The following is a 23,898-nucleotide window of genomic DNA, read 5'->3' as shown; positions in this document are numbered from 1 at the left end:
GTTCTGCCGCGCGGTGGGGCGCGCTCGCTGCGTGACGGTAGATCGCGGGCCGCCCCCGGTCAATCGACCGGCTGACAGAATTGTTGACACTTCGGCCGCCGCCCGGTCCCACCGGGGAACACGGCCGCGGCGCGGGCCGGTTCGACACCGTCCGGTGGCCTCCGGGCATGCCGGAAGGCCGGTTCGGCGCCGCCGTGGGCGCGCGGAACCGGCCTTCCGGAGTGCTGTCAGACCTCCTCGCCGGACCCCGGCGCGGCCCCCAGCTCGGACTTCTCGATGCCCTCGGTGATCTCCTCGATCACCGAGAGGTCCTGACCCGCGTCGATGCCGAACCGCACCAGGACCATCCGCTCCGGGTCCGCCGGGGACGGGAAGGCCAGGGACTCGACGACGCCGTCCGCGCCCTCCTCGGTCACCGCCGACCAGCGGACCCGGTAGCCCTTCTGCCCGGCGACCGTCACCGGGCCGGCGTCGAGCTCCTTGTGCGAGGTGATCGACCCGTAGGTGTCACCGCCGTAGGAGTCCTCCATGTTGGCGGCGATGTCCGCGCGGGCCACCGCCTCGGCGGTGCCCTGCAACCCCAGGCCCTCGGCGGGCAGCGAGTAGGCGCCGCCCGGCGTGCAGTCCTTGGACGGGGTGCCCGGGCAGGGATACGTCTTGTCGGCCCCCACCTGTGCGCCCGCCTCGTGCGCCGAACCCGTCCAGCCGTCCGGCAGCGGAAGGCTGATGCCGTTCGCCGGGTCCGGCACCGGCCCCTCGGTGATCTTCTCCGGGCTCCCGGGCGCCTCCTCCTCACCCGGCGCGCCGTCCTGCGCGCGCGTCTCCCGCGGCTGCGGTCCGGCCCGGTCGTCACCGCGGTCGAGCAGCAGGACGCCCCCGACCGCGCCGCCCGCCACCACCACGACCGCGGCCACGATCCCGGCCACCAGCGCCCCGCGCCGCTTCCGGGGCGGCGGCTGGACGCCGTACGCCGGGTACGCCGGGTAGGCGGGGAACGCCGGTTGCCCCGGCGCCGAGAGGTCGCCCCCGGCCAGGGTGGGATGCGCGGCGATCGCCTGCGCGGAGGAGCCGGCCGAGGGCGGGCCCGGCGGGACGGGGGCGCCGGCCGGCAGCGTGTGCTGCGTCCACGCGCCGCCGTCCCACCACCGCACGCCGCTGGGGCCGTCGGTCGTGTGCCCGGGATCCGGGTACCACCCGGGAGGAATAGCCTGCGTCATGCGTCAAAGGTATGGGGCAACGGTGAAGGTGTCGCGGGAGGGTCGCCGAAGAACCACTGGCGCTCCCAACGCCGCCCCGGTGCAACGGGGTTGAAGTCGCCCGCCGTGCGGCGTGTCCCGCGACACGTCCCGCGGAGCGGAGCGTGTGCCCAGGCCCGCGGCGGGCTAGGCTCACCAGGCGCACGTCGTCCGGGTGACCTGGGGAGGGAACGGAAGTGACCGAGGAACGGCCCGGTTCGGCCTTGCTCTGGGAACGTGACGAAGAGGTCGCCGCGATCGAGCGGGCCGTCGACAGCCTGTGCACCGGGCACGCCCCCGCGGGCCGCTTCCTCGTCCTGCGCGGCGAGGCGGGCCTCGGCAAGACCGCCCTGCTGGGCGAGGCCCACCGCATCGCCGAGCTCCGCGGCTGCACCGTCTGGTCGGCGCGCGCCGGGGAGACCCTCCGCTCGGTCCCGTACAACGTGGTGCGCCAGCTCCTTCAGCCCGCGCTGCTCGCCCTGCTCCCCGAGGAGGCCCGCGAGTACCTCGGCGACTGGTTCGACATCGCGGGCCCCGCCCTCGGCATCATCGAGCCCGGCGGCCGCAACCCGGACCCCGGCTCCGTCTGCGACGGCCTGGTACGGGTCGTGCGCCGCCTCGCGCGCCGCGAGTACCCCCTGGTCCTGCTCGTCGACGACGCGCACTGGGCCGACCTGGAGACCCTGCGGTGGCTCGCCGAGCTGTGCGTGCGCCTGGAGGACACCTCCGTCCTGGTCCTGGTGACCAGCCGCCCCGGCGAGATCAGCGGGGAACGCGCCGAGTACCTCCAGCGCGTCGTCGACGCCGCGGGCGCGGTCACCTCCCTGCGCACCCTCACCCCCGACGCCACCGCCGGCCTCACCCGCGACACCGTCGGACGGCACGCCGACGACCCGTTCTGCCGCGAGGTCTGGGCGGTCACCGGGGGAAACCCGTACGAGACCGTCGAGCTGCTCGCCAAGGTCCGCGACGCGGAGATGGAACCCGTCGAGTCCTCCGCCCACGAACTGCGCGACCTCAACCGCGCCGCCCGCGGCGGCGGTCTCGTCTCCCGCCTGGACAAACTGGGCATCGAGGCCACCCGCTTCGCCTGGGCCGCCGCCATCCTCGGCGCCGGCATCACCGTCGACCTGGTGGCCGAACTCGCCACGCTGCGCCCGGCGGTGGCCGTGCGCTGCGCCGGGATCCTGTGCGAGGCCCGCATCCTCACCGCCCCCGACCCGCTCGGCCGGCAGCCCGCCGCCGGAGAGCTGGAGTTCACCCACCCGCTCATCGAGTCCGCCGTCTACAACTCGATACCCGACAGCCTGCGCACCGCCATGCACGGCATCGCCGCCCGGGTCGTCACCGACTCCGGCCGCGGCGCCGCGGCCGCCTCCCGGCACCTGCTGCAGGTCCACCCCGACGACGACGAGGAGGTCGTCGAGCAGCTGCGTGAGGCGGCCCGCGCGCACCTCGCCGTCGGCGCCCCGGCCGCCGCCCGGGCCTGCCTGGAACGCGCCCTGAGGGAACCGCCGCGCCCGGAGGCCCACCCCCGGGTGCTCTACGAACTGGGCTGCGCCACTCTGCTCACCGCGCCCGCCGTCACCATCGGCCACCTGCGCGACGCGCTCGCCCTGCCGGGGCTGGACGTCTGCGACCGCGTCGACGCCGTGGTCCGGCTCTCCCAGGCGCTGCTCCACAACGACCAGGTCGGCGAGGCGATCCGCACCGTGCGCGCGGAGGCCGCACGGCACGAACACGGACCGGCCAGGCTGCGGCTGAAGGCCTGCCAGTTCCTGTGGGAGGGCATCCACGCCGCCGAGGCCGACTCGCCCGACCGCTCCCGGCACCTGACCGAACTCGCCTCCGCCTGCACCGGCCGGGACAACGCCGAGCGCGCCCTGCTGATCGTGCACGGCTTCGACGTCATGATGCGCGGCGGCGACGCCGACGAGGTCGTCGCCATCTGCGACCGCGCCCTGGTCAACGGCCGGCTCGCCCCCGGGGTCGGCTGGACGGACAGCGGCTGGGGCTTCGAGCTCCCGCTGATGATCGCCGCCATCTACGCCTACACCGACCGCCTCGACCGCGCCGAGGCGCTCTTCGCCGAGGCGGTCCGCGAGTACGAGACGGCCGGCTGGAGCGGCGGCCACGTCTCGCTCTCCTACGGATACCTCGGTCTCGCGCTGCGCCGCCGCGGCCGCCTGCGGGAGGCGGAGACCACCCTGCGCGAGTCGCTGCGGCTCGCCGACCGGGTGGGACGCCGGCTGCCGCTGCACTGGACCGCGTTCTGCAACCTGGTCGACACCCTGATCGCCCGTGGCCGCCCCGAGGAGGCGATGGAGGTCGCCGAGCGCTACGAGTTCGGGGCGCCCTACCCCTCGACGATCCTGCTGCCCGACGCCCGCTCGATCCGCGGCCGGCTGCTCCTCGCGGTGGGCCGCACCGAGGAGGGCATCGAGGAACTGGAGGCGGCCGGCCGGACGGCCGCCGAACGCGGGCACCGCAACCACCTGGTCGCCCCCTGGGCGGCGGACCTGGCCAGGGCACTCGCAGACCGGGACCCCGCCCGGGCCGCCGAGCTGGCGGCGACGGTGCGAGCCGGCGCGGAGAGATCGGGCACCTGGACGGCGATCGGCGAGGCGCTGCGCTGCGAGGCCGCCCTCGCGCCCAGGCACCGCGCCCTCGAACTGGCAGGGCGGGCGGCCAAGACGCTCGAGGACTCCCCGTGCCAGTACGAACACGCCGCGGCACGCGTGGAGTACGGGGAGCTGGCGGAGTCCGTCGCCGAACTCCGCCGCGGCCTGGACCTGGCGGAGGCCTGCGGCGCCGACGCGGTGGCGGACCGGGCCCGCCGGGCCCTGCGCAGGCTGGGCGCCTCCGACTGACCCGCTGCGGCTCCCGCCCGCGGGCCCGGTCCGAGCCCGGGGCGTACGGGGTCCAGGGCACCCGAACGTACGGAGCGCGGGCACCCGGGCGGCGGCCGTCGGAGCACCGGCCCCCGGCGTATGAGGCGTGGGCACCCGGGCGGCGGACGCCGGAGGACCGGCACCCGGGCGTACGTGGTCCCGGGCACCCGGACGTGCGGAGCGCGGACACCCGGGCGGCGGCCGCCGGAGCGTCGGCACGCGGGCGTTCGAGGCGCGGGAACCGGGCGGCGGACGCCGGGGCGTGGCGGCGGTGGGCCGCGCCGCACCCCGGGCCGTCAGATGTCGCCGTCCTCCGCCAGGACCCGCTGGGCCACCGCGAAGGCGGAGTTGGCGGCCGGAACGCCCAGGTACACGCCGGCCTGGAGCAGGACCGCGCCGATCTCGTCGGCGGACAGCCCGTTGCGCCGGGCCGCCCGCACGTGCATCGCCAGCTCGTCCAGGTGACCGTGCGCCACCAGGGCGGTCAGCGTCACCAGTGACCGCTCGCGGCGAGTCAGCGTGGGATCGGTCCAGATCTCGCCCCAGGCGTAGCGGGATATGAAGTCCTGGAACCGCGCGGTGAACGGCGTCTGCCGGGCCTGCGCCCGGTCCACGTGGGCGTCGCCCAGCACCTCCCGGCGCACCGCGACACCCCGCTCCGCGAAGCCCGTGAAGTGCCCCCGCAGCGCGGCCAGCACGGCCTCGGGCCGCTGTGCCGGCGGCAGGTGCGAGGCGCCGGGGATCTCGGTCAGCGACGCCCCGGGGACCGCGTCCGCGATCTCCCGCAGATGGGCCGGCGGGGTCGCCGGGTCCTCACGGCCCGCGACCAGCAACGTGGGCGTGCGGACCTCGGCGAGACGCCCGCGCAGGTCGAAGGCGGCCAGCGCGTCGCAGCACGCCGCGTAGGAGTCCGGGTCGGCCGCGCGGTGGTCGTCCACCAGCCGCTCCACCGTGAAGCCCGGAGTGAACCAGCGCGCGTCGGCCGAGCCCGCCAGTTCCCGCATCGTGGCGGGACCACCCGCCCGGACCGCCGCCGCGCGTTCCTCCCAGGGCCGCGCCCCGTTGAAGTGCGCCGAGGAGCAGATCACGGCCAGCGAGGAGACGCGCTCCGGATGGTGCACCGCCAGATGCAGCCCGACCGCGCCGCCCAACGACACGCCGGCATAGGCGAACCGCTCCAGGCCCAGCTCGTCGGCGAGCTCCAGCACCAGGCCGGCGATGTCGCCCACCGTCGCTCCGGGGCCGATCAGCCCGGCCGGGGAGCCGCCGTGCCCGGGCAGGTCGAAGCGGATCACCCGGTGGTTGACGGCCAGTTCGGGCGCGAGCGCGTCCCACAGGGCCAGCGAGGTGCCCAGCGAGGGACCCAGCAGCAGCGGATCGGCCGAAGTGGGGCCCTCGGCGCGGTGGTTCAGTGTCTTCTTCGTCAACGTCGCTCCAGTGCGCGGTCGGTGAGGGCGGCGGCGCTGCCCGTGTAGTCGGTGGGGTCGGTGAGCGACTCCAGGTCGACGCCTTCGAGGTCCGGCTCCGCCCGCAGCGCCTCGAGCAGCGGCAGCCCTTCCGCGTAGGCGCGGCGTGCGGCGGCGGTGAGCAGTTCCTTGGCCCGGGCACGTCCCAGCACCGGCGCGAGTGCCACGGAGAGCCGCTCGGAGACGATCAGGCCGTGGGTCGCCCCCAGGTGGGCGCGCATCGCCGCGGCGTCCACCCGCAGCCCCTCGGTGAGTTCGGCGGCCTGCTCGGCCGCCGAGCCCGCCGCCCGCAGCAGATCCCGCAGCGGCTCCCACTCGGCGTGCCAGGCGCCCGCCGGGCGTTCGTCCTCGGCGGCCATCGAGCCGAACAGCGTCGCCGCCAGCTGGGGGGCGCGGCGGGCCGCGGCGGCGATCAGGGTGGAGCGGACCGGGTTCGCCTTGTGCGGCATGGCGGAGGACCCGCCGCCGCTCGCCTCGGCGAGCTCCGCGATCTCGGTACGGGCCAGCGTCAGGACGTCGGCGGCCAGCTTGCCCAGGGCCCCGGCGGTGAACGCCAGCGCCCCGGCGAGATCGGCGACCGGGGTGCGCAGCGTGTGCCAGGGCAGTGACGGCTCCACGAGCCCCAGCTCCCGGGCGTAGGCGGCCACCAGCGGCAGCGGGTCGTCCGCCCCGTAGGCGCCGAACGCCGCCAAGGTGCCCGCCGCACCGCCCAGTTGGACCGGCAGTGCGCCACGGACGGCGCGCAGCCGGTCCCGGGCGTCCAGCACCAGACAGCGCCACCCGGCGGCCTTCAGTCCGAAGGTGGTGGGCACCGCGTGCTGGGTCAGGGTCCGCCCCGGCATCGGCGTGTCACGGTGTGCGGCGGCCAGCCGGGCCAGCGCGCCCCCGGTGCGGTCCAGGTCGGCCAGGACCAGGTCCAGGGTGCGGGCGGCCACCAGCATGGTGGCGGTGTCCATGATGTCCTGGCTGGTGGCTCCCCGGTGGACGTACGGGCCGTGCGCCGCGCCGACGGCCGCCGTGAGGTCGGCCGCCAGGGGGATCACCGGGTTGCCGCCGGCCGCGGCCCGCCGGGCCAGCGAGAGCAGGTCGAAGCGGTCCGGGACGGCGGCGTCGGTCACCGCGGCGGCGGCCTCGGCGGGCGCCAGGCCCAGCGAGGCCTGGGCGCGGGTCAGCGCGGCCTCGGCGTCCAGCAGCGCCGCCAGGAAGGCGGTGTCGCCGGTGGCCCCGGCCACCGGGGAGCCGGCGCGCCCGGGGGAGAGCAGACCGGCCTCGGACTGTGGGAGGTGGGACGGCGATGTCACTGGAACTCCAGGAAGACCGTTTCGTTCTCGCCCTGCAGGTGGATGTCGAAACGGTACGTCGCGGACGACTGCTCGGTGGCGATCAGCGTGCGGCGCCGGTCCTCGGCCACCTGCCGGAGCACCTGGTCGGCGGCCAGCGCGGCGTCGTCGCCCGGCAGGTAGATCCGGGTGAACAGGTGCATCAGCAGGCCGCGGGCGAACACGCAGACGGCGATGTACGGCGCGTTGCCGCCGCGCGCGCCGGGACGCAGCGTGCGGGCCACCCAGTGGCCGTCGGCGTCCGTCTGGATGCGGCCGAAGCCGGTGAACTCCAGGCCGTTGCGGCCGGCGAAGCCGCCCGAGGCCGGATCACGGCGCATCGAGCCGGTGGCCGCGGGCACCGAGCCGTCGGGGCCGGGGCCCCAGATCTCCACGAGCGCGTCCGGCAGCGGAGAGCCCTCGCCGTCGTACACGTAGCCGTGGACGGTGACCGTGTCGGGGTGGCCCAGCGGGGCGACCTCGGGGCCGCCGGGGAAGGGCAGGGCGTAGCCGTAGAACGGGCCGACCGTGTGGGACGGGGTGGGCAGCACCGTCTCGGGGCGGCTGGGGTCGATCGTCGTCATGGCGGTCAGCGTCCTTCTTCCATCCAGGTGGCGCTCGGGCCGTCGAGCACGATGTCCCAGCGGTAGCCGAGGGAGAACTCCGGCACCGACAGGTCGTGGTCGTAGGTCGCGATCAGCCGCTGCCGCGCCGCGTCGTCGGTGACCGACTGCAGGATCGGGTCGTAGGGGAACAGCGGGTCGTTCGGGAAGTACATCTGGGTGACCAGGCGCTGGGTGAACGACCGGCCGAACACCGAGAAGTGGATGTGCGCGGGGCGCCAGGCGTTGGTGTGGTTGCGCCACGGGTAGGGGCCCGGCTGGATCGTCGTGAACCGGTAGAAGCCGTCGCCGTCGGTGAGGGTGCGGCCGGCGCCGGTGAAGTGGGGGTCCAGCGGGGCGTCGTGCTGCTCGCGCTGATGGGCGTAGCGGCCGGCCGAGTTGGCCTGCCAGATCTCGACCAGCTGGCCGCGGACCGGGCGGCCGTCACGGTCGAGCAGACGGCCCTCGACGGTGATGCGCTCACCGATCGGCTCGCCGCGGTGCTGACGGGTGAGGTCGTTGTCGGTCTCCGTGATGTCCCGCTCGCCCCAGGCGGGGGAGGAGAGCTCGACCAGCTCGGGGTCCTTGGTGACGTCGATGTTCACCGGCGGCTGCCGGGGATGACGCAGCACCGAGGAGCGGTACGGGGCATAGCCGCGGTCGGGGTGGTGCTCCACCGGAGCCCCGCCGGCGACGCGCTGCTCGTAGGCCTCGCGCTCGGCGGTGATCTCCGCGTCGATGTCGTGCTGGGTGAGGGCCATGGTGGCGGCGACCTCCTTCGGTCGGGCGGGCCTTCGTGGACCGGCCTGCGTGAGGGCGGGGCGCGGGCCGAAGAGGCCGGCACTCCCCTTCGGACCACGCCCGCCGCAGTCGTGACCCCGGGAGGTCGATTAATCAGAGCACTGACTAATTCCTCGGGGCCGCTCCACGTTTTCATCAGCTCCGCCCAGGCGTCAAGGGACAACCCTGCCACCTGCACAATCAGGGGCGTGGCGGGGGCCGTCCGCAGCAGGCCGGAAGAGTGGATCGCCAGGTATCCTTCCGTGTACCGATCACCTCGTACCTCGGGAGAGAGTATGGCCGCGGTGGACCTCACCACCCATCCCGGGCACCTCGCCCGGCGGCTGCAGCAGGCCCACACCCTGCTGTGGAACGCGATGGTGTCCGAGGAGACAACCTCACCCCAGTTCGCCGTCATGAACGCCGTCACGGCCGAGCCCGGCCTCGACCAGCGCACGGTGGGGGAGCGGGTCTCGCTGGACCGCTCCACGGTCGCCGAGGTGGTCGGGCGGCTCATCCGGCGCGAGCTGCTGGACAAGGTCCGCGATCCCCAGGACGGGCGCCGCTACCTGCTGCGCCTGACCGAGGAGGGCGTGCGTGTCCACCGTCGGCTCACGCTCCGCGCGGCCCGGATGAACCAGGTGCTCCTCGCCCCCCTGAGCTCCGAGGAACAGGGCGTCTTCGTCGACCTCATCCGCCGCGTCTCGGAGGCTGCCGAGGAACTCCGGCAGCCGGTCCAGGGGCCGCCGCGACCTTAGCCGGCGACCGGTGGTCGCCCTCGCGTCACGTGACACGGGCCGGCCGTCACGTCACAGCAGTCGGAGCACCTCGGCCAGTGCGCCCGGGCGCCGGTCGACGGGCAGCGGGTCGACCAGATGGACGCGGCACCCCAGCGCGGCGGCCCCGGTGTCCGCGTGCGGCTCGTCCCCCACCATGAGGGCATCGCCGGGCGCCACTTCGGGCTCGTCGCACGCCATCGCGAAGATGCGGGAATCGGGCTTCTTCACGCCGCATTCGTAGGAGAGGAACCACAGGCGAGGGTCCCGGAGAAGTCGAACATCACGCCCTTGATCATGCGGCGATCCTGGTGTCGCCCACGTCCCGGCCGCAACCCCCCGCCGACGGGATCCGCGCGCCGAGGCGGCGCGCCGCTGTGCCGCTCACCGGACGCCCGTGCCGGTCACCGGACGCCCGTGCCGGTCACCGGACGTCGCCCTCCAGCACGTCGTCGGCCCAGGCCGCGAGCCGCTCCTCGACCGTGCCGCGGCCGTCCAGGACGTGCCGCGTGACGGCATCGCGTTCGTGGGCCAGGACCGCCGCCTCCCACACGCACGGGGCGAGGCCCGTGCGGCCGGGCCGGAGCCGGGTCGCGTCGCCGGCCGGACCGGTGAACACCGCGAGGTCGGACATGTAGCCCTCGATCCAGGTGTGCACCAGGACGTAGTCGCCGTCGCCGCCGGCGTGGACGAGCAGGACGCAGAGCCCGAGGGAACCCCGCAGCCCGGCCGACGCCAGGTGATCGGAGGCGACCCGCAGCGCGGCGTCCGCGTGGTGGGACGTCACGGTCCGGCCCGGCGCCTCGATCGCATAGGGCTTCACGAGGTGCCCGGCGACCGCACGGCTGCCCAGTGGGCGCACCGCGCGGAAGTGATGACCTGCGGCCAGCGCCAGCAGGGCGTCGGGGTCGACGGCGGTCAGCGACCGGCCGGGCCGGTCCTCCGGAAGATCGGTCATGCGGCCATGATGCCCGCCGACGCCGTGTGCTCCAAGGTGCGTCCGACGCGGCCACCGGGGCGTTCCGGACATGTCTCCCGCGCATCAACGGCCAATTCCGTCCCAGGTGTTGACGCTCATCACCGCGCTCCGTAGCTTCCCTCGCGGAAACTTTCGCGTAATTCTCGAAAGTTTCGAACCAGGCGTTCCCGCGTCGCACCGGCACCGGGCGCGGGGCGCGCAGTCGCGCATCCTGAGGGAGCCCCCCATGTCGTCCTCGACCCCCTTCCGCGACAGACGCAGCCGGGCCGTCTCCCGGCTGCGCGTGCACGAGCGCGCCGGGTCCCTGCTGCGCACCGCCGTGGTGGCATCCGTCGCCGTCGTGGTGACCGTCACGGCCACCGCCACCGGCGCGCCCGGCGAGAGCCAGGCCGGCGGCCGCACCCCCGGCATCGGCCCGGGCGGCGCCCACTGGGTGGACACCTGGGCGTCCATGCCGCAGCTCACCGAGCCGCACAACATGCCGCCCGCGCCCTTCACGGACGGCGAGTCGGTCCTGGACGACAGCACCCTGCGCCAGACCATCCGCACGACCGTGGCCGGCGACAAGCTCCGCCTGCGCTTCTCCAACGCGTTCGGCGGGGCCGAACTCCCCCTGACCCGAGTCTCCGTAGCCCTCCCGGCCGACGGCGCCGCGGGCGTCCCGGGGATCGAGCCCGGATCCTCCCGGCAGGTCACCTTCGGCGGACGGAACTCGACCGTGGTGCCGATGGGCGCCCAGACGGTCTCCGACCCCGTGGACATGAAGGTGCCGGCCGGGACCAACCTGACCGTCACGGTGTACCTGGCCGACGGACAGGCCTCCTCGTCGGTGACCTCCCACCCGGGCTCCCGCACCTCCTCGCACCTCGTCAAGGGCGACCACACCACCGACGCCGACCTGCCCGGCGCCACCCGCACCGACCACTGGTACTTCCTGAGCGGCGCGGAGACCTGGACCGACGAGCCGCGCGCCGCCGGACTCGTGGTGATCGGCGACTCGCTCAGCGACGGCCGCGGCTCCACCACCAACGGCAACGACCGCTGGCCCGACCAGCTCCACAAGCGGCTGCTGCGTTCCCCCGCCACCGACGACGTGGCCGTCCTCAACGAGGCGGCGGGCGGCAACCGCGTCCTGCACGACGGACTCGGCCCCAACGTGCTCGCCCGCCTGGACCGCGACCTCCTGGCGCGCACCGGGGTGAAGTGGGCGCTGGTCTTCGAAGGCGTCAACGACCTGGGCACCGCGGAGGCCACGGAGGCGGCCCAGCGCGCCACCGCGGACGACCTGATCGCCGCGTACCGCCAGATCGTCGAGCGCGCCCACGCCAAGGGGATCGCCGTGTACGGCGCCACCCTCACGCCCATCGGCGGCAACGAGGCGTACGACGACCCGGACGGCCACCGCGAGCGGGCCAGGCAGCGCGTCAACGAATGGATCCGCCACAGCGGCGTGTTCGACGCGGTGGTCGACCTCGACCGCGCCGTCCGCGACCCGCAGGCGCCCACCAAGCTGCTGCCCGCCTACGACACCGGCGACCACCTGCACCTCAACCCGGCCGGCTACAAGGCGATGGCGGACGCGGTGCCCACCCGCCTGCTGCGCTGACCCGTCCCGTCCCGGTGAACTCCCCGGGCCGCCGGCGGCCGGTCGTGGCCACCGCCGGCGGCCCGGGGTCGGCCCACCGCCGGGCCGCCGCGCCCGGCCCCGGCCGCGCCAGTCAGGCCCTCACCGCTCGGCCAGCACCACCCACACCTGGCCGTCCGCCGTGTGCACCGCGGCGCCGTCCTCGGTGGTGAAACGGGTGCCGTCGGCCGCGGTCGGCCGCTGCCAGCGCACCGGCCAGACCTTCCCGTCCCGCAGCAGGTCGGCGCTGCCGGAGCCCACCGTCTCGCTGAACGGCGTGGTGTTGCCCCCGCGGTCCCGGAAACCGGATTGGCGCACCGTCACGTACTGGACGACCACGGTCGGCGGGGCCAGTTGCCGTCCTCCGTCGGTGGTGGGACGGCCGTCGGTCTCCACCAGCCAGCCGTGCCGGTCCGCGGACCAGGTGAAGGTGAACCGGGCCGAAGGGAAGCGCACCGTCCGCCGTTCCTCCCTCGTGCCGCCCGCCGGGGCCGGGCCCTCGTGGAAGCCCGCCGCGGCCAGCGCCGCCGCACCGGCGGGCGACTTCACCAGGCGCCCGGGCCGCAGGTAGAGGTTGTGCGGGGCGGGATGGTCGTCGCCCCGGTACCAGGCCTCCGGGTGCCGCCCCGGGGTCTCCGCCCGCAGCGGCGCGGCCTCGATGAGCGGCCGCAGCCGGCTCTGCGAGCCGGAGTAGGCGAGCACCGGCTCGTCGAACTCGCGCAGCAGCCGAAGATCGGTCTCCCGGGCGCTGCGCACCGGGCCCACCGCCGTGGGGAAGGTGGTGGAGTAGAGGGCCATCAGCCGGCTGAGGCCTGCCTCGACCTGCTCCGTGTAGATCACGTCGGCCTGCGCCAGTCCGGTCTGGGGTCTCGCCGGGAGCACGTTGTCGATCTTGACGGCCAGTACGCCGGAGGCCGCTTTGGGAGTGGGGGAGGGGTCGGCGTCGTCCTGGCCGCCCGGGGTGGTGCATCCGCCCGTCAGGGCGAGAGCGGTGATCGCGGCCGTGAGCACCGCTCTCGCCCCGACGGCGCGGCCACCCGGTCCGCCGCGCCGCCCCGATCGCGACCCCGACCGCGGTCGTACCCGTGCCCCCACCTGCTGCCGCCGCCACTTCCGCAGTCCCACGCCCACTGCCTACCGCCCGCCGATCCGTCGGTCTCTCAGGGTGCACCGGTCCGTGGTGCCCTACCCTTCCGCGCCCTCCACCGCACCTCCGGCGGACGAACCGTGCCGGTTCGGCCGGTTTCGCGTAGGCCGTCCGGGTACCCGTCGCACGGACAGGAGCATGCGGAAGCAGGGAGTCCGACGCGATGAAGGCAGTGACCTGGCAGGGCAAGCGGGACGTCCGGGTGGAGACCGTCCCCGATCCGAGCATCGAGGAACCCACGGACGCGATCATCCGGATCACCTCGTCCGGACTGTGCGGCTCCGACCTCCACCTCTACGAGGTCCTCACCCCGTTCATGACCCCCGGTGACATCCTCGGCCACGAGCCGATGGGCATCGTCGAGGAGGTCGGATCGGGGGTCACGAACCTGATGCCGGGGGACCGCGTGGTGGTGCCCTTCCAGATCTCCTGCGGCAGCTGCTGGATGTGCGGCCAGGGCCTCTACACCCAGTGCGAGACCACGCAGGTGACCGGCGAGGGCATCGGCGCGCAGCTCTTCGGCTACACCCGCCTCTACGGCGCCGTCCCCGGCGCGCAGGCCGAGTACCTGCGCGTGCCGCAGGCCCACTTCGGACCCATCAAGGTGCCCGAGGGCCCGGCGGACGACCGGTTCCTCTACCTCTCCGACGTCCTGCCCACCGCCTGGCAGGCCGTCCAGTACGCCTCCGTCCCCAAGGGCGGCACCCTCGCCGTCCTCGGCCTCGGACCGATCGGCGACATGGCCTGCCGCATCGCCCTGCACCAGGGCGCGGAGCGCGTCATCGGCGTCGACCTGGTCGGCGACCGCCTGCGCCGCGCCCGCGAGCGCGGGGTGGAGACCTTCGACCTGCGCGACTTCGACAGCGAGAAGGAACTGGTCGCCGCGATCCGCGACGTCACCGGAGGCCGCGGCCCCGACTCGGTGGTGGACGCGGTGGGCACCGAGGCACACGGCAGCGCCGTCGCCCGCCTCGCGCAGAACGCCACCGCGCTGCTGCCCAACAAGATCAGCGGCCCGCTCGCCGAACGCTTCAGCATCGACCGGCTCGCGGCCCTGTACACCGCCATCGAACTGGTGCGGCGCGGCGGGACCATCTCGCTCTCCGGCGTCTACGGCGGCATGGCCGACCCGATGCCGATGCTCACCCTCTTCGACAAGCAGATCCAGCTGCGGATGGGCCAGGCCAACGTCCGGCGCTGGACCGACGACATCCTGCCGCTGCTCACCGACGAGGACCCGCTGGGCGTCGACGACTTCGCCACCCACCACGTCCCGCTCTCCGCGGTGCCGGAGGCGTACGACATGTTCCAGAAGAAGCGGGACGGCGCCGTCAAGGTCGTGATCAACCCCTGACGCCCAGCACCTCCGCGAGGTCGTAGCGCACCGGCTCCTCCAGCTGGGAGAAGGTGCAGCTCTCCGGGGTGCGGTCCGGCCTCCACCGGCGGAAACGCGCGGTGTGCCGGAACCGCGCCCCGTTCTCCATGTGGTCGTAGGCCACCTCGACGACCAGATCGGGGCGCAGCGGCACCCACGAGAGGTCCTTCTTGCCCGACCAGCGGCTCGGCGCCCCCGGCAGCCGGGCGCTCTCGTGCGCGGCCGCGTCCCCCCACGCCGCCCAGGGGTGCCCGGAGACGTCGTCCAGCCGCAGCGGCTCCAGCTCCTCCACCAGCTCCGCCCGGCGCTTCATGGTGAACGCGGCGCACACCCCCACGTGCTGAAGCACCCCCTGGTCGTCGTGGAGTCCGAGCAGCAGGGAGCCCACCACCGGACCGCTCTTGTGCAGCCGGTAGCCGGCCACCACCACGTCCGCGGTCCGTTCGTGCTTGATCTTGAACATGGCGCGCTCGTCCGGCAGGTAGCGCAGCGTCGGCGGCTTGGCCACCACCCCGTCGAGACCCGCCCCCTCGAACTGCTCGAACCACCGCCGTGCCACCTCGACGTCCCCGGTGGCGGGGGCCAGGTGCACCGGCGGGGAGACATCGCGCAGCATCCGCTCCAGCAGGGCGCGGCGGTCCGTGAGGGGACGGCCGGTCAGGGACTCGTCGTCCAGCGCCAACAGGTCGAAGGCGACGAACGAGGCCGGGGTGCGCTCCGCCAGGGTGCGGACCCGGGAGTCCGCCGGATGGATGCGCTCGGTCAGCGCGTCGAAGTCCAGCCGCCCGCCGCGGGCGATCACGATCTCCCCGTCCACCACGCACCGCTCGGGCAGCCGCTCCCGGAGCGCGGTCACCAGCTCCGGGAAGTAGCGGGTGAGCGGCTTGGTGGTGCGACTGGCGAGTTCCACCTCCTCGCCGTCGCGGAACACGATCGCGCGGAAGCCGTCCCACTTGGCCTCGTAGTGCATCCCCTCGGGGATCTTCGCCACCGACTTGGCGAGCATCGGCTTCACGGGCGGCATCACCGGCAGGTCCATGCAGCGATTCTGCGTGTGCGGGCCGCCCGGGGCACGCCTACCGTGGCACACATGGGTGACGACGCCGTGGAACTGGACGCCGGAGGACGCAAGGTGCGCCTGTCCCACCCGGACAAGGTGCTCTTCCCGGAGCGGGGCTGGACCAAGCGGGACGTGGCCGAGTACTACCTCGCCGTCGGGCCGGGCGTGGTGCGGGCGCTGCGCGAGCGGCCCACCACCCTCCAGCGCTTCCCGGACGGCGTCGAGGGGGAGTGGTTCTTCCAGAAGCGCGTCCCCAAGAACCACCCCGACTGGATCCCCACCGCCCACATCACCTTTCCCAGCGGCCGCAGCGCCGACGAGATGTGCCCCACCGAGATCGCCGCGGTGATCTGGGCCGTGCAGTTCAACACCCTGACCTTCCACCCCTGGCCGGTCCGCAGGACCGACGTCGACCGGCCGGACGAGCTGCGCCTGGACCTCGACCCGCAGCCCGGCACCGGGTACGCCGACGCGGTCGCCGCGGCCCACGAACTGCGGCAGGTCCTCGAGGAGTACGGGGTGCGCGGCTGGCCCAAGACCTCCGGAGGCCGCGGCATCCACGTGTTCGTGCCGATCGAGCCGCGGTGGACCTTCACCGAGGTGCGGCGCGCGGCGATCGCCGCCGGGCGGGAGCTGGAGCGGCGGATGCCGGAGCAGGTCACCACCCGGTGGTGGAAGGAGGAGCGCGGCGAGAAGATCTTCGTCGACTACAACCAGACCGCGCGCGACCGGACCATCGCCTCCGCCTACTCCGTCCGGCCCCGGCCGCACGCCCCCGTCTCGGCGCCGCTGCGCTGGGAGGAGGTGGGCGAGGCCCGGCCCGAGGACTTCGACATCCGGACCATGGCCGCCCGGTTCGCCGAGGTGGGCGACGTGCACGCGGACATGGAGGACCACGCCTTCTCCCTGGAGCCGCTGCTGGAACTGGCGCGGCGCGACGAGGCCGAGCACGGGCTCGGCGACCTGCCGTACCCGCCCGACCACCCGAAGATGCCCGGGGAGCCGAAGCGGGTGCAGCCCAGCCGGGCCAGGAAGGCCTGAGCGGGGCCTGCCGGCCGCCGAGGGCCCGCCGTTCGCTGCCTGCCCGTTCGCTGCCGGCCCGGCTGCCTTTGCCCTGGCCGCACCTGGCAGCGGTACCTGGCCGTCGGCTGGTGCACGGTGGGGCGAGCCGCTCGCCGCGGAGGCACCGCCCCTGCGCCCGCCCGTGCCGCCCCCTGGCGGCCCAGCCGCCCGCAGGCGCGGCAGGCATGGCAGGCGCGGCAGCCGCCCGGCCGAGGCGTCGTCGGCGGACGGCGCCGGAGCCGAGGCGCCCCCGCTCACCCCCGCGGCGGCTCCGGGCGCAGGACCGCGAAGCGGGCGCCGTGCGGGTCGGCGAGGCGGGCCATCCGCCCGACGCCCTCGACGTCGACGGGGCCCAGGTGCACCGAGCCGCCCCGTTCACGGGCGCGGCCGGTCACCCCGTCGACGTCCGTCACCGCGAAGTACGGCAGCCAGTGCGTGCCGCCCTCCGCCGGGTCGTCCGCCGAGCCGACCACGCCGCCGAACGCCGCGTCCTCCTCGGCGCCCGCCGGGTTGACCGCGGTGTAGACGCCGCCCGGGAAGGAGACGGAGGAGGTCTCCCAGCCGAGCGTCGAGTGGTAGAAGCCCGCGGCCCCCGCCACGTCCGTTGTGTGCAGCTCCACCCAGCACAGGGCCCCGGCCTCGCCGGTGACCTCGAGCCCGGTCAGCGTCCCCGGGCGCCACACGCCGAAGGACGCACCCATCGGGTCGGCGAAGATCGCCATCCGGCCCTTGTCCATGACGTCGTCCGGCTCCATCAGCACGGACCCCTTGGCCCCGCGGACCGCCCGCGCGGTGGCGTCCACGTCGTCGGAGCCGAAGTAGACCGTCCACGCGCCGGAGGCGTCACGGGTCTCCATGCCGCCCGCCACCGTCCGGCCGCCCGAGGTGAAGAACCCGTAGCCCCCGGCGTCCGGGCCGGCCGAGCCGAACTGCCAGCCGAAGAGGCCACCGTAGAAGGTCATCGCCACGTTGATGTCGGGCGTCCCCAGATCGACCCAGTTGGGGGAGCCGGGGACGAAGGCGGTGGTCAGCATCGTTGCCTCACGATCGTCGGGGGTGCGCGGCGCGCGGCGCGCGCCGCGGGTACCGCCGAGTGTGCACCGCGCACCCCCGCCGACCGTGGAGTCACGGCCGCTCCAGGTCCTCCCGGGTGACCTCGGTCAGCTCGCCGTCGGCCATCAGCCACCGGGTGACGCCGATCGAGTCGAGGAACGGCAGGTCGTGACTGGCCACCAGCAGCGCCCCCCGGTACCCCTCCAGCGCCCGGGTCAGCTGCCGCACGCTCGCCATGTCCAGGTTGTTGGTGGGCTCGTCGAGCATCAGCAGCTGCGGCGCCGGCTCCGCCAGCATCAGCGCGGCCAGCGCCGCCCGGAAGCGCTCGCCGCCGGACAGCGACCCGGCCGGCTGCTCCGCCCGCGCCCCGCGGAACAGGAACCGGGCGAGCCGCGCCCGCACCTCGTTGACGGTGGCGCCGGGCGCGAACCGCGCCACGTTGCCCGCGACCGACAGCTCCTCGTCGAGGATGTCGAGCCGCTGCGGCAGGAAGCGGGCCGGCACGTGCGTGACCGCCGCCCCCTCCACCGGCGCCAGCTCGCCCGCCAGGGTCCGCAACAGCGTGGTCTTGCCGGAACCGTTGCGGCCGACCAGGGCGACGCGCTCGGGCCCCCGCACCTCGAACACGCCGTCCAGCGACGCCCCGTGGACCACCCGCAGGTCCTCCAGGGTGAACACGGTCCGGCCCGGCGGGACGGCCGTGGCGGGAAGGTCGACGCGGATCTCGTCGTCCTCGCGCAGGGCGAGCTCCGCCTCGTCCAGCCGCTCCCGGGCCCCGGCGAGGCGTTCCTGGTGCATCGCCCGGTGCTTGCCGGCCGACTGCTCGGCCGCGTTCTTGCGCAGCCCCATCACGATCTTGGGCTCGCGCTTCTGCTCGTTCATCTTCTGGCCGTACTTCTTGCGCTTGGCCAACTTGGTCTGCGCCTCGACCAGTTCACGCTTCTGGCGGCGCACGTCCGCCTCGGCGGCGCGCACCGTGCGCTGGGCGGCCTCCTGCTCGGCGGCCAGCGCCTCCTCGTAGTCGGTGAGATTGCCGCCGTACCAGGTGACCTCGCCCGCGCGCAGATCGGCGATCCGGTCGGCCAGCTCCAGCAGTTCGCGGTCGTGACTGACCATGACCACGACGCGGGAACTGCCGCCCCAGCCCGCCACGGTGTCGTAGAGCCGGCGGCGCGCGAAGACGTCCAGGTTGTTGGTGGGCTCGTCCAGCAGCAGCACGTCGGGGCGGCGCAGCAGCAGCGCGGTGAGCCGCAGCAGCACCGACTCGCCGCCGGACAGCTCGCCGACGGCACGGTCCAGGCCCAGGTGACCCAGGCCGAGTTCGCCCAGGGTGGCCAGGGCGCGCTCCTCGACGTCCCAGTCGTCGCCGACGGTCTCGAAGTGCTCCTCGGAGACGTCGCCGGACTCGATGGCGTGCAGCGCGGCCCGCTTGGCCTCGATGCCCAGCGCCTGGTCGACGCGGAGCGAGGTGTCGAGCGTGACGTTCTGCGGGAGGTAGCCGAGCTCGCCGGTCACCCGGAGGAACCCGTCGGTCGGGGTGAGTTCCCCGGCGATCAGCTTGAGCAGGGTGGACTTCCCGGCGCCGTTGACGCCGACCAGTCCTGTGCGGCCGGCGGTGAAGGAGACGTCCAGCTCCTCCAGGACCGGGGTGCCGTCCGGCCAGGCGAAGGACAGGGACGCGGCGGTGACGGAAGGTGCGGAGGTGGTCGACACGTGGCCTCGCGGTGGTGTGATGCGGTCGGGTGATCGCGTATCGAGACACCGTGCCGAGGCCGGGAAAGAAAAAGGCCCTGCAGGCGGAGGACGGCTCATGACGTCCGAGGTCGCACACGCGACGCGACCAGCCCCGGGGTACGCGGGGGTGCGGCGCGGTGTCTCAAGACCTCAGACGAGCAACGTCCTTCTCCGATCGACGGCAGCAGAAGCACCACCAGGGTAACCACACCGCCCGACGCGGGGCGAGTCGTTTTCCGCCGGGCCCCTCAGAGCACGTCGCGCATCAGCTCGGCCAGGTCCTCGTCGAGGTCCAGGTGCAGGTGCTCGCAGCCGAACGGCACCACCGCGGCGGAGACGGCGAGGAACTGGCGCAGCTCGTCGGTCGCCACGTGCACCACCGCGGCGCCCTCGGGGGAGTGGAACTCCAGCGCCGTACGCCCCTCCGCGTAGGGCAGCACCCGCACGTCCCCCAGGCCGTGCGCGTCACGCAGCCCCTCGGTCAGCAGCTCCCGGGCGAACGTCCAGCACACCTCCACGCCCTCCAGGGTGGCCGGGCCGGGGAAGGTCATCCGCACCGCGAACGGATCGTCGGTGTCGTAGTGCAGCGTCGACGGGATCACCGTCATCCGCGGAACCGCGGCGACGAGACGGGCCTGTACCGGGTGCTCGATGACGGTGGACAAGACGGCTGCTCCCCTGGAAGTCGACTGACCGGACGCCGGGCTGGTCGGACCCGCGCAATGGAACAGAGGCCGGACGGCGGAAATCCGTACACCCCCGCCACGTGACCTGCGTCACCGAGGCCATTCCCCCCGCCACCATTCCCCCACGGCATCTCCAGGACTCGTCCCCCGCATCGGCGTTCCCATGCGCCCTGCGCCGTCGCGCCGTCCGGTCGCCGCCGCATGGCGCCCCTCCATGACCGTACGGAACATGGGTATCCGACCTGTCTCCGAAGATTCCCGACATGCCGACATGAAGGAGTGCGCGACCATGCCCCGTGGTTCCAGCCCCAAGCGGGAGAGGCAGTACGAGCACATCAAGGAGAGCGAGAAGTCCCGCGGCGCCTCCACCGACCGCGCCGAGGAGATCGCCGCACGCACGGTCAACAAGGAACGCGCCCGCTCCGGCGAGTCGAGGACCGCGAGCCGCACCTCCACCGAGGACATGTCGTCCGGCAAACGGGGCGGACAGCGCTCCGGCAGCGGCTCGCAGGGCCCGACGTACGACCAGCTCTACCAGGAGGCGCGGAAGAAGAACGTCCAGGGCCGCTCCGACATGAACAAGGAGCAGCTCCGCAAGGCCCTGGGCAAGTGACCGCCGAGGGGCCGTAGTCTCTTCGGCCGTGACCGACACCCAGGCCGTCACCGCGGCCACCGCACGAGTTCCCGAGGGCTGGCCCACCACCGAGGAGGCCGCCCTGGCGGTCCAGGAGGAGCTGCGCGCGCGGCTCCTCCTCGGCGAGGAGGGCCCACCCCCGGGAACCGGCCCCGTCACCGGCGTCGACGTGGCCTACGACGACGGGCGCGGGGTGGTCGCGGCCGCCGCGGTCACCCTGGACGCGGCCACCCTCGAGGTGACCGGCCGCGCCGTCGCCGTCGGGCCGGTCGCCTTCCCCTACGTCCCCGGGCTGCTCGCCTTCCGCGAGGTGCCCGCCGTGCTGGCCGCCCTGGAAGCCCTCCCCGGCCCGCCCGGCCTGGTGGTCTGCGACGGCTACGGCCTCGCCCACCCCCGGCGCTTCGGCCTCGCCTGTCACGTGGGGGTGCTCACCGGACTGCCCGCCGTCGGCGTCGCCAAGAACCCCTTCGTCCTCACCGCAGACCCGCCCGGCCCGGGCCGCGGCGACCACACCCCGCTGCTCCAGGACGGGGAGGAGGTCGGCCGGGCGCTGCGCACCCGCGCGGGCGTGAAGCCGGTCTTCGTCTCGGCCGGCCACCGGATCTCCCTGGACAACGCCTGCGCCCACACCCTGGCGCTGACCCCCCGCTACCGCCTGCCCGAGACCACCCGGCACGCCGACGCCCTGTGCCGCGAGGCGCTCAAGGAGGCCCTGGCGCGGCCGTGACCGCCTCCAGGAACCACTGCCGACCGGCATCCGACTGAGCGCTTGCTTTCCAGGCTCTTGTGCGGTGCTCCCCACCTTCGTAGCATCACCGGTGTTACATCAGTTGTGTCACATGCAGGCCGGGGTCGCACCGGGACCGCGCGCCGCGAACAGTGGGGGCTCCGATGACGGTGGCGAACACGCCACGAAGCCCGGGAGACGGCCCCGGGGCGGGCGGTCCGCGAGGACCGCTGGACGGTGTGCGCGTGCTGGAACTGGCGGGCATCGGCCCCGGCCCGTTCGCCGCCATGTTGCTGGGCGACCTCGGCGCCGACGTGGTCCGGGTCGACCGGCCCGGTGGCATCGCCGTCGCCCCCGACCCCCGGTACGACGTCACGAACCGCAACAAGCGGTCGGTGGTGCTCGACCTCAAGTCGCCCGACGGCGCCGAGCGCGTCCTCGATCTGGCCGAACGCGCCGACATCCTGATCGAGGGCTACCGCCCCGGGGTCGCCGAACGCCTCGGAGTGGGCCCCGAGGCGTGCCACGCCCGCAATCCGCGCCTGGTGTACGGACGGATGACCGGCTGGGGGCAGGACGGCCCGCTCGCCGACCGGGCCGGCCACGACATCTCCTACCTCGCCCCCACCGGCGTCCTCGGCATGATCGGCGAGGCCGGCCGGCCCCCGGTCGTCCCGGTGAACCTGCTCGGGGACTTCGCCGGCGGCTCCCTCTACCTGGTCACCGGCGTGCTCGCGGCCCTGCACCACGCCCGCGCCACCGGAGCCGGACAGGTGGTCGACGCCGCCATCGTCGACGGCGCGGCCCACCTGTCGGCGCTGATCCACGGCATGCTCGCCGGCGGGCAGTGGCAGGACCGGCGCGGCGCCAACCTGCTCGACGGCGGCTGCCCCTACTACGGCGTGTACGCCTGCGCGGACGGGGGGCACATCGCGGTCGGCGCCCTGGAACCGCAGTTCTACGCCCGGTTCCTCGACCTGCTGGGCCTGCCGGAGTTCCGGGACGCGCACGTCGACCTGTCCCGCTGGCCCGCCCTGCGGGAGGCCGTCGCCGCGCGCTTCGCGACCCGCGACCGCGACGAGTGGGCGGCCGTCTTCGAGGGGTCCGACGCCTGCGTGGCCCCGGTCCTCTCGCTGCGCGAGGCCCCGCACCACCCGCACCTCGCCGCCCGGTCGACCTTCGTCGAGCACTCCGGCATCGTCCAGCCGGCGCCCGCCCCGCGCTTCTCCCTCACCCCGGGGAGCGTGCGGACAGGCCCAGTGCGCGCCGGATCCGGCGCCGAGGAGGTGGCCCGCGACTGGGACCTGCCCGCCCTTCTGGCCGGCTCCCGCGACGACCACGCCGACGCCGGCGCTGACGAGGACCGCGCCGCCGACGCCGGTGCCGCCGAGGACCGCGCCGCGGGCGACCGCGCCGACGACCGCCGCGCCCCCGACCACGACCGCCCCGCCGCACCCGACGACGACCACTCCGCACCCCTGCGAAAGGCTGACCAGTGAGCACCGAAGCGTACGTCTACGACGCGATCCGCACCCCCCGCGGGCGCGGCAAGGCCAACGGGGCCCTGCACGGCACCAAGCCGATCGATCTCGTGGTCGGACTGATTCACGAGATCCGCGCCCGTTTCCCCGACCTCGACCCGGCCGCCGTCGACGACATCGTGCTCGGCGTGGTCAGCCCCATCGGCGACCAGGGCTCCGACATCGCCCGCACCGCCGCCATCGCCGCGGGCCTGCCCGACACCGTCGCCGGCGTGCAGGAGAACCGCTTCTGCGCCTCCGGTCTCGAGGCCGTCAACATGGCGGCCATGAAGGTCCGCTCCGGCTGGGAGGACCTGGTCCTGGCGGGCGGCGTGGAGTCCATGTCCCGCGTCCCGCTGGGCTCGGACGGCGGCGCCTGGGCGATGGACCCGATGACCAGCCTGGAGACCGACTTCGTCCCCCAGGGCATCAGCGCCGACCTGATCGCCACCCTGGAGGGCTTCTCCCGCCGCGAGTGCGACGAGTACGCGGCGCTCTCCCAGGAGCGGGCCGCCACCGCCTGGAAGGAGGGCCGCTTCAAGCGGTCCGTCGTCCCGGTCAAGGACCGCAACGGCTTCACCGTGCTGGACCACGACGAGTTCATGCGCCCCGGCACCACCGCCGACTCCCTCGCGAAGCTGAAGCCCTCCTTCGCCGCGATCGGCGACATGGGCGGCTTCGACGCCGTCGCCCTGCAGAAGTACCACTGGGTCGAGGCCATCGACCACGTCCACCACGCGGGCAACTCCTCCGGCATCGTCGACGGCGCCGCCCTGGTCGCCGTCGGCAACAAGGAGACCGGCGAGCGCTACGGCCTCACCCCGCGTGCCCGCATCGTCTCGGTCGCCGTCTCCGGTTCCGAGCCCACCATCATGCTCACCGGCCCCGCCCCCGCCTCCCGCAAGGCGCTCGCCAAGGCCGGCCTGACCATCGACGACATCGACCTGGTCGAGATCAACGAGGCCTTCGCCGCCGTCGTCCTGCGCTACGTCAAGGACATGGGGCTCTCCCTGGACAAGGTCAACGTCAACGGCGGCGCCATCGCACTCGGCCACCCGCTCGGCGCGACCGGCGCGATGATCCTCGGCACCCTGATCGACGAACTGGAGCGGCAGGACAAGCGCTACGGCCTGGCCACCCTCTGCGTCGGCGGCGGCATGGGCATCGCCACCGTCGTCGAACGCCTCTGACACAGCCCGGCGGAACCACGAGACCTCACGAATCCAAC

The 23,898-nt window shown here is 74.3% G+C and carries 21 protein-coding genes; 9 read left to right on the top strand and 12 right to left on the bottom strand.

Annotated features, from left to right (window positions below; genetic code table 11):
• Positions 1 to 227 precede the first annotated feature (227 nt).
• The gene (locus ABT026_RS29575; RefSeq protein WP_351118258.1) at positions 228 to 1,217 is read right to left on the bottom strand and encodes a DUF2510 domain-containing protein; all 990 of its coding nucleotides are present in this window, start codon (positions 1,215 to 1,217) and stop codon (positions 228 to 230) included.
• Between the two features lie 215 nt (positions 1,218 to 1,432).
• Here ABT026_RS29575 and ABT026_RS29570 point away from each other — a divergent pair, with 215 nt between their 5' ends.
• Entirely contained in the window at positions 1,433 to 4,105 is a 2,673-nt protein-coding gene (locus tag ABT026_RS29570; RefSeq protein WP_351118257.1) for an ATP-binding protein, read from the top strand.
• A 317-nt stretch (positions 4,106 to 4,422) separates the two neighbouring features.
• Here the strand turns inward: ABT026_RS29570 and pcaDC are convergent, their stop codons facing one another.
• The 4 genes from pcaDC to pcaH are packed head-to-tail and all read right to left on the bottom strand — an operon-like array spanning position 4,423 to position 8,274.
• Complete coding sequence (gene pcaDC / locus ABT026_RS29565; RefSeq protein ID WP_351118256.1) at positions 4,423 to 5,553, bottom strand: bifunctional 3-oxoadipate enol-lactonase/4-carboxymuconolactone decarboxylase PcaDC; 1,131 nt, start codon at positions 5,551 to 5,553, stop codon at positions 4,423 to 4,425.
• On the bottom strand, positions 5,550 to 6,893 hold the full coding sequence (gene pcaB, locus ABT026_RS29560) for a 3-carboxy-cis,cis-muconate cycloisomerase (protein ID WP_351118255.1): 1,344 nt from the start codon (positions 6,891 to 6,893) through the stop codon (positions 5,550 to 5,552). The genes pcaDC and pcaB overlap by 4 nt, the downstream gene beginning before the upstream one ends.
• Positions 6,890 to 7,495 (bottom strand): protocatechuate 3,4-dioxygenase subunit alpha, encoded by a 606-nt coding sequence (pcaG, locus tag ABT026_RS29555; protein WP_351118254.1) that lies wholly within the window; start codon positions 7,493 to 7,495, stop codon positions 6,890 to 6,892. The genes pcaB and pcaG overlap by 4 nt, the downstream gene beginning before the upstream one ends.
• A gap of 5 nt (positions 7,496 to 7,500) precedes the next feature.
• Positions 7,501 to 8,274: a protocatechuate 3,4-dioxygenase subunit beta gene (gene pcaH, locus ABT026_RS29550; protein WP_351118253.1), complete on the bottom strand. Its 774-nt coding sequence runs from the start codon at positions 8,272 to 8,274 to the stop codon at positions 7,501 to 7,503.
• A gap of 315 nt (positions 8,275 to 8,589) precedes the next feature.
• Between pcaH and ABT026_RS29545 the strand changes: the two genes are divergently transcribed.
• A complete protein-coding gene (locus ABT026_RS29545; RefSeq protein WP_351118252.1) occupies positions 8,590 to 9,051 on the top strand; it encodes a MarR family winged helix-turn-helix transcriptional regulator in 462 nt (153 codons plus the stop codon).
• Between the two features lie 51 nt (positions 9,052 to 9,102).
• On the opposite strand, the gene ABT026_RS29540 is transcribed toward ABT026_RS29545, so the two are convergent.
• Entirely contained in the window at positions 9,103 to 9,300 is a 198-nt protein-coding gene (locus ABT026_RS29540; protein ID WP_502968076.1) for an HAD hydrolase-like protein, read from the bottom strand.
• Positions 9,301 to 9,493: 193 nt separating this feature from the next.
• Positions 9,494 to 10,027: a hypothetical protein gene (locus ABT026_RS29535; RefSeq protein ID WP_351118251.1), complete on the bottom strand. Its 534-nt coding sequence runs from the start codon at positions 10,025 to 10,027 to the stop codon at positions 9,494 to 9,496.
• A 247-nt stretch (positions 10,028 to 10,274) separates the two neighbouring features.
• Here ABT026_RS29535 and ABT026_RS29530 point away from each other — a divergent pair, with 247 nt between their 5' ends.
• The gene (locus tag ABT026_RS29530; RefSeq protein WP_351118250.1) at positions 10,275 to 11,654 is read left to right on the top strand and encodes an SGNH/GDSL hydrolase family protein; all 1,380 of its coding nucleotides are present in this window, start codon (positions 10,275 to 10,277) and stop codon (positions 11,652 to 11,654) included.
• A 120-nt stretch (positions 11,655 to 11,774) separates the two neighbouring features.
• Here ABT026_RS29530 and ABT026_RS29525 read toward each other — a convergent pair whose 3' ends face one another.
• On the bottom strand, positions 11,775 to 12,683 hold the full coding sequence (locus tag ABT026_RS29525; RefSeq protein WP_351118249.1) for a DUF3048 domain-containing protein: 909 nt from the start codon (positions 12,681 to 12,683) through the stop codon (positions 11,775 to 11,777).
• 299 nt (positions 12,684 to 12,982) lie between these two features.
• Here ABT026_RS29525 and ABT026_RS29520 point away from each other — a divergent pair, with 299 nt between their 5' ends.
• Entirely contained in the window at positions 12,983 to 14,173 is a 1,191-nt protein-coding gene (locus tag ABT026_RS29520; protein ID WP_351118248.1) for a zinc-dependent alcohol dehydrogenase, read from the top strand.
• On the opposite strand, the gene ABT026_RS29515 is transcribed toward ABT026_RS29520, so the two are convergent.
• The gene (locus tag ABT026_RS29515) at positions 14,163 to 15,233 is read right to left on the bottom strand and encodes an ATP-dependent DNA ligase (RefSeq protein ID WP_351118247.1); all 1,071 of its coding nucleotides are present in this window, start codon (positions 15,231 to 15,233) and stop codon (positions 14,163 to 14,165) included. The two genes, ABT026_RS29520 and ABT026_RS29515, sit on opposite strands and share 11 nt — an antisense overlap.
• A gap of 51 nt (positions 15,234 to 15,284) precedes the next feature.
• Between ABT026_RS29515 and ligD the strand changes: the two genes are divergently transcribed.
• A complete protein-coding gene (gene ligD, locus ABT026_RS29510) occupies positions 15,285 to 16,295 on the top strand; it encodes a non-homologous end-joining DNA ligase (protein ID WP_351118246.1) in 1,011 nt (336 codons plus the stop codon).
• A 275-nt stretch (positions 16,296 to 16,570) separates the two neighbouring features.
• Here ligD and ABT026_RS29505 read toward each other — a convergent pair whose 3' ends face one another.
• From ABT026_RS29505 to ssgD, 3 genes are all read right to left on the bottom strand, one after another.
• Positions 16,571 to 17,350: a VOC family protein gene (locus tag ABT026_RS29505; protein ID WP_351118245.1), complete on the bottom strand. Its 780-nt coding sequence runs from the start codon at positions 17,348 to 17,350 to the stop codon at positions 16,571 to 16,573.
• A 91-nt stretch (positions 17,351 to 17,441) separates the two neighbouring features.
• A complete protein-coding gene (locus ABT026_RS29500; protein ID WP_351118244.1) occupies positions 17,442 to 19,082 on the bottom strand; it encodes an ABC-F family ATP-binding cassette domain-containing protein in 1,641 nt (546 codons plus the stop codon).
• Positions 19,083 to 19,351: 269 nt separating this feature from the next.
• Positions 19,352 to 19,768, bottom strand: a complete 417-nt coding sequence (ssgD, locus tag ABT026_RS29495) for a spore wall synthesis regulator SsgD (RefSeq protein ID WP_351118243.1) — start codon at positions 19,766 to 19,768, stop codon at positions 19,352 to 19,354.
• A gap of 310 nt (positions 19,769 to 20,078) precedes the next feature.
• Between ssgD and ABT026_RS29490 the strand changes: the two genes are divergently transcribed.
• The 4 genes from ABT026_RS29490 (at position 20,079) to ABT026_RS29475 (ending at position 23,860) form a co-directional block, all read left to right on the top strand.
• Positions 20,079 to 20,402, top strand: coding sequence for a plasmid stabilization protein (locus ABT026_RS29490; RefSeq protein ID WP_351118242.1), 324 nt, complete (start codon positions 20,079 to 20,081; stop codon positions 20,400 to 20,402).
• A gap of 28 nt (positions 20,403 to 20,430) precedes the next feature.
• A complete protein-coding gene (locus ABT026_RS29485) occupies positions 20,431 to 21,150 on the top strand; it encodes an endonuclease V (RefSeq protein WP_351118241.1) in 720 nt (239 codons plus the stop codon).
• 164 nt (positions 21,151 to 21,314) lie between these two features.
• Positions 21,315 to 22,649 (top strand): CaiB/BaiF CoA transferase family protein, encoded by a 1,335-nt coding sequence (locus ABT026_RS29480; protein WP_351118240.1) that lies wholly within the window; start codon positions 21,315 to 21,317, stop codon positions 22,647 to 22,649.
• A complete protein-coding gene (locus ABT026_RS29475) occupies positions 22,646 to 23,860 on the top strand; it encodes an acetyl-CoA C-acetyltransferase (RefSeq protein ID WP_351118239.1) in 1,215 nt (404 codons plus the stop codon). Before ABT026_RS29480 ends, ABT026_RS29475 begins: the two co-directional genes overlap by 4 nt.
• Positions 23,861 to 23,898 lie beyond the last annotated feature (38 nt).

This window comes from Streptomyces sp. NPDC002734, assembly GCF_040295685.1.
GTDB lineage: Bacteria > Actinomycetota > Actinomycetes > Streptomycetales > Streptomycetaceae > Streptomyces.
The sequence above is the reverse complement of the archived record's forward strand: the minus strand, read 5'-3'. Positions and strand labels throughout refer to the sequence as shown.

What these genes read in the sequence shown, in the direction of transcription:
- ABT026_RS29530 (WP_351118250.1), top strand. Translation starts at nt 10,275, where the DNA reads ATGTCGTCCTCGACCCCCTTCCGCGACAGACGCAGCCGGGCCGTCTCC.
- ABT026_RS29505 (WP_351118245.1), bottom strand. Translation starts at nt 17,350, where the DNA reads ATGCTGACCACCGCCTTCGTCCCCGGCTCCCCCAACTGGGTCGATCTG.
- ABT026_RS29520 (WP_351118248.1), top strand. Translation starts at nt 12,983, where the DNA reads ATGAAGGCAGTGACCTGGCAGGGCAAGCGGGACGTCCGGGTGGAGACC.
- ligD (WP_351118246.1), top strand. Translation starts at nt 15,285, where the DNA reads ATGGGTGACGACGCCGTGGAACTGGACGCCGGAGGACGCAAGGTGCGC.
- ABT026_RS29515 (WP_351118247.1), bottom strand. Translation starts at nt 15,233, where the DNA reads ATGGACCTGCCGGTGATGCCGCCCGTGAAGCCGATGCTCGCCAAGTCG.
- pcaH (WP_351118253.1), bottom strand. Translation starts at nt 8,274, where the DNA reads ATGGCCCTCACCCAGCACGACATCGACGCGGAGATCACCGCCGAGCGC.
- ABT026_RS29535 (WP_351118251.1), bottom strand. Translation starts at nt 10,027, where the DNA reads ATGACCGATCTTCCGGAGGACCGGCCCGGCCGGTCGCTGACCGCCGTC.
- pcaG (WP_351118254.1), bottom strand. Translation starts at nt 7,495, where the DNA reads ATGACGACGATCGACCCCAGCCGCCCCGAGACGGTGCTGCCCACCCCG.
- ABT026_RS29480 (WP_351118240.1), top strand. Translation starts at nt 21,315, where the DNA reads ATGACGGTGGCGAACACGCCACGAAGCCCGGGAGACGGCCCCGGGGCG.
- ABT026_RS29545 (WP_351118252.1), top strand. Translation starts at nt 8,590, where the DNA reads ATGGCCGCGGTGGACCTCACCACCCATCCCGGGCACCTCGCCCGGCGG.
- ABT026_RS29575 (WP_351118258.1), bottom strand. Translation starts at nt 1,217, where the DNA reads ATGACGCAGGCTATTCCTCCCGGGTGGTACCCGGATCCCGGGCACACG.
- ABT026_RS29490 (WP_351118242.1), top strand. Translation starts at nt 20,079, where the DNA reads ATGCCCCGTGGTTCCAGCCCCAAGCGGGAGAGGCAGTACGAGCACATC.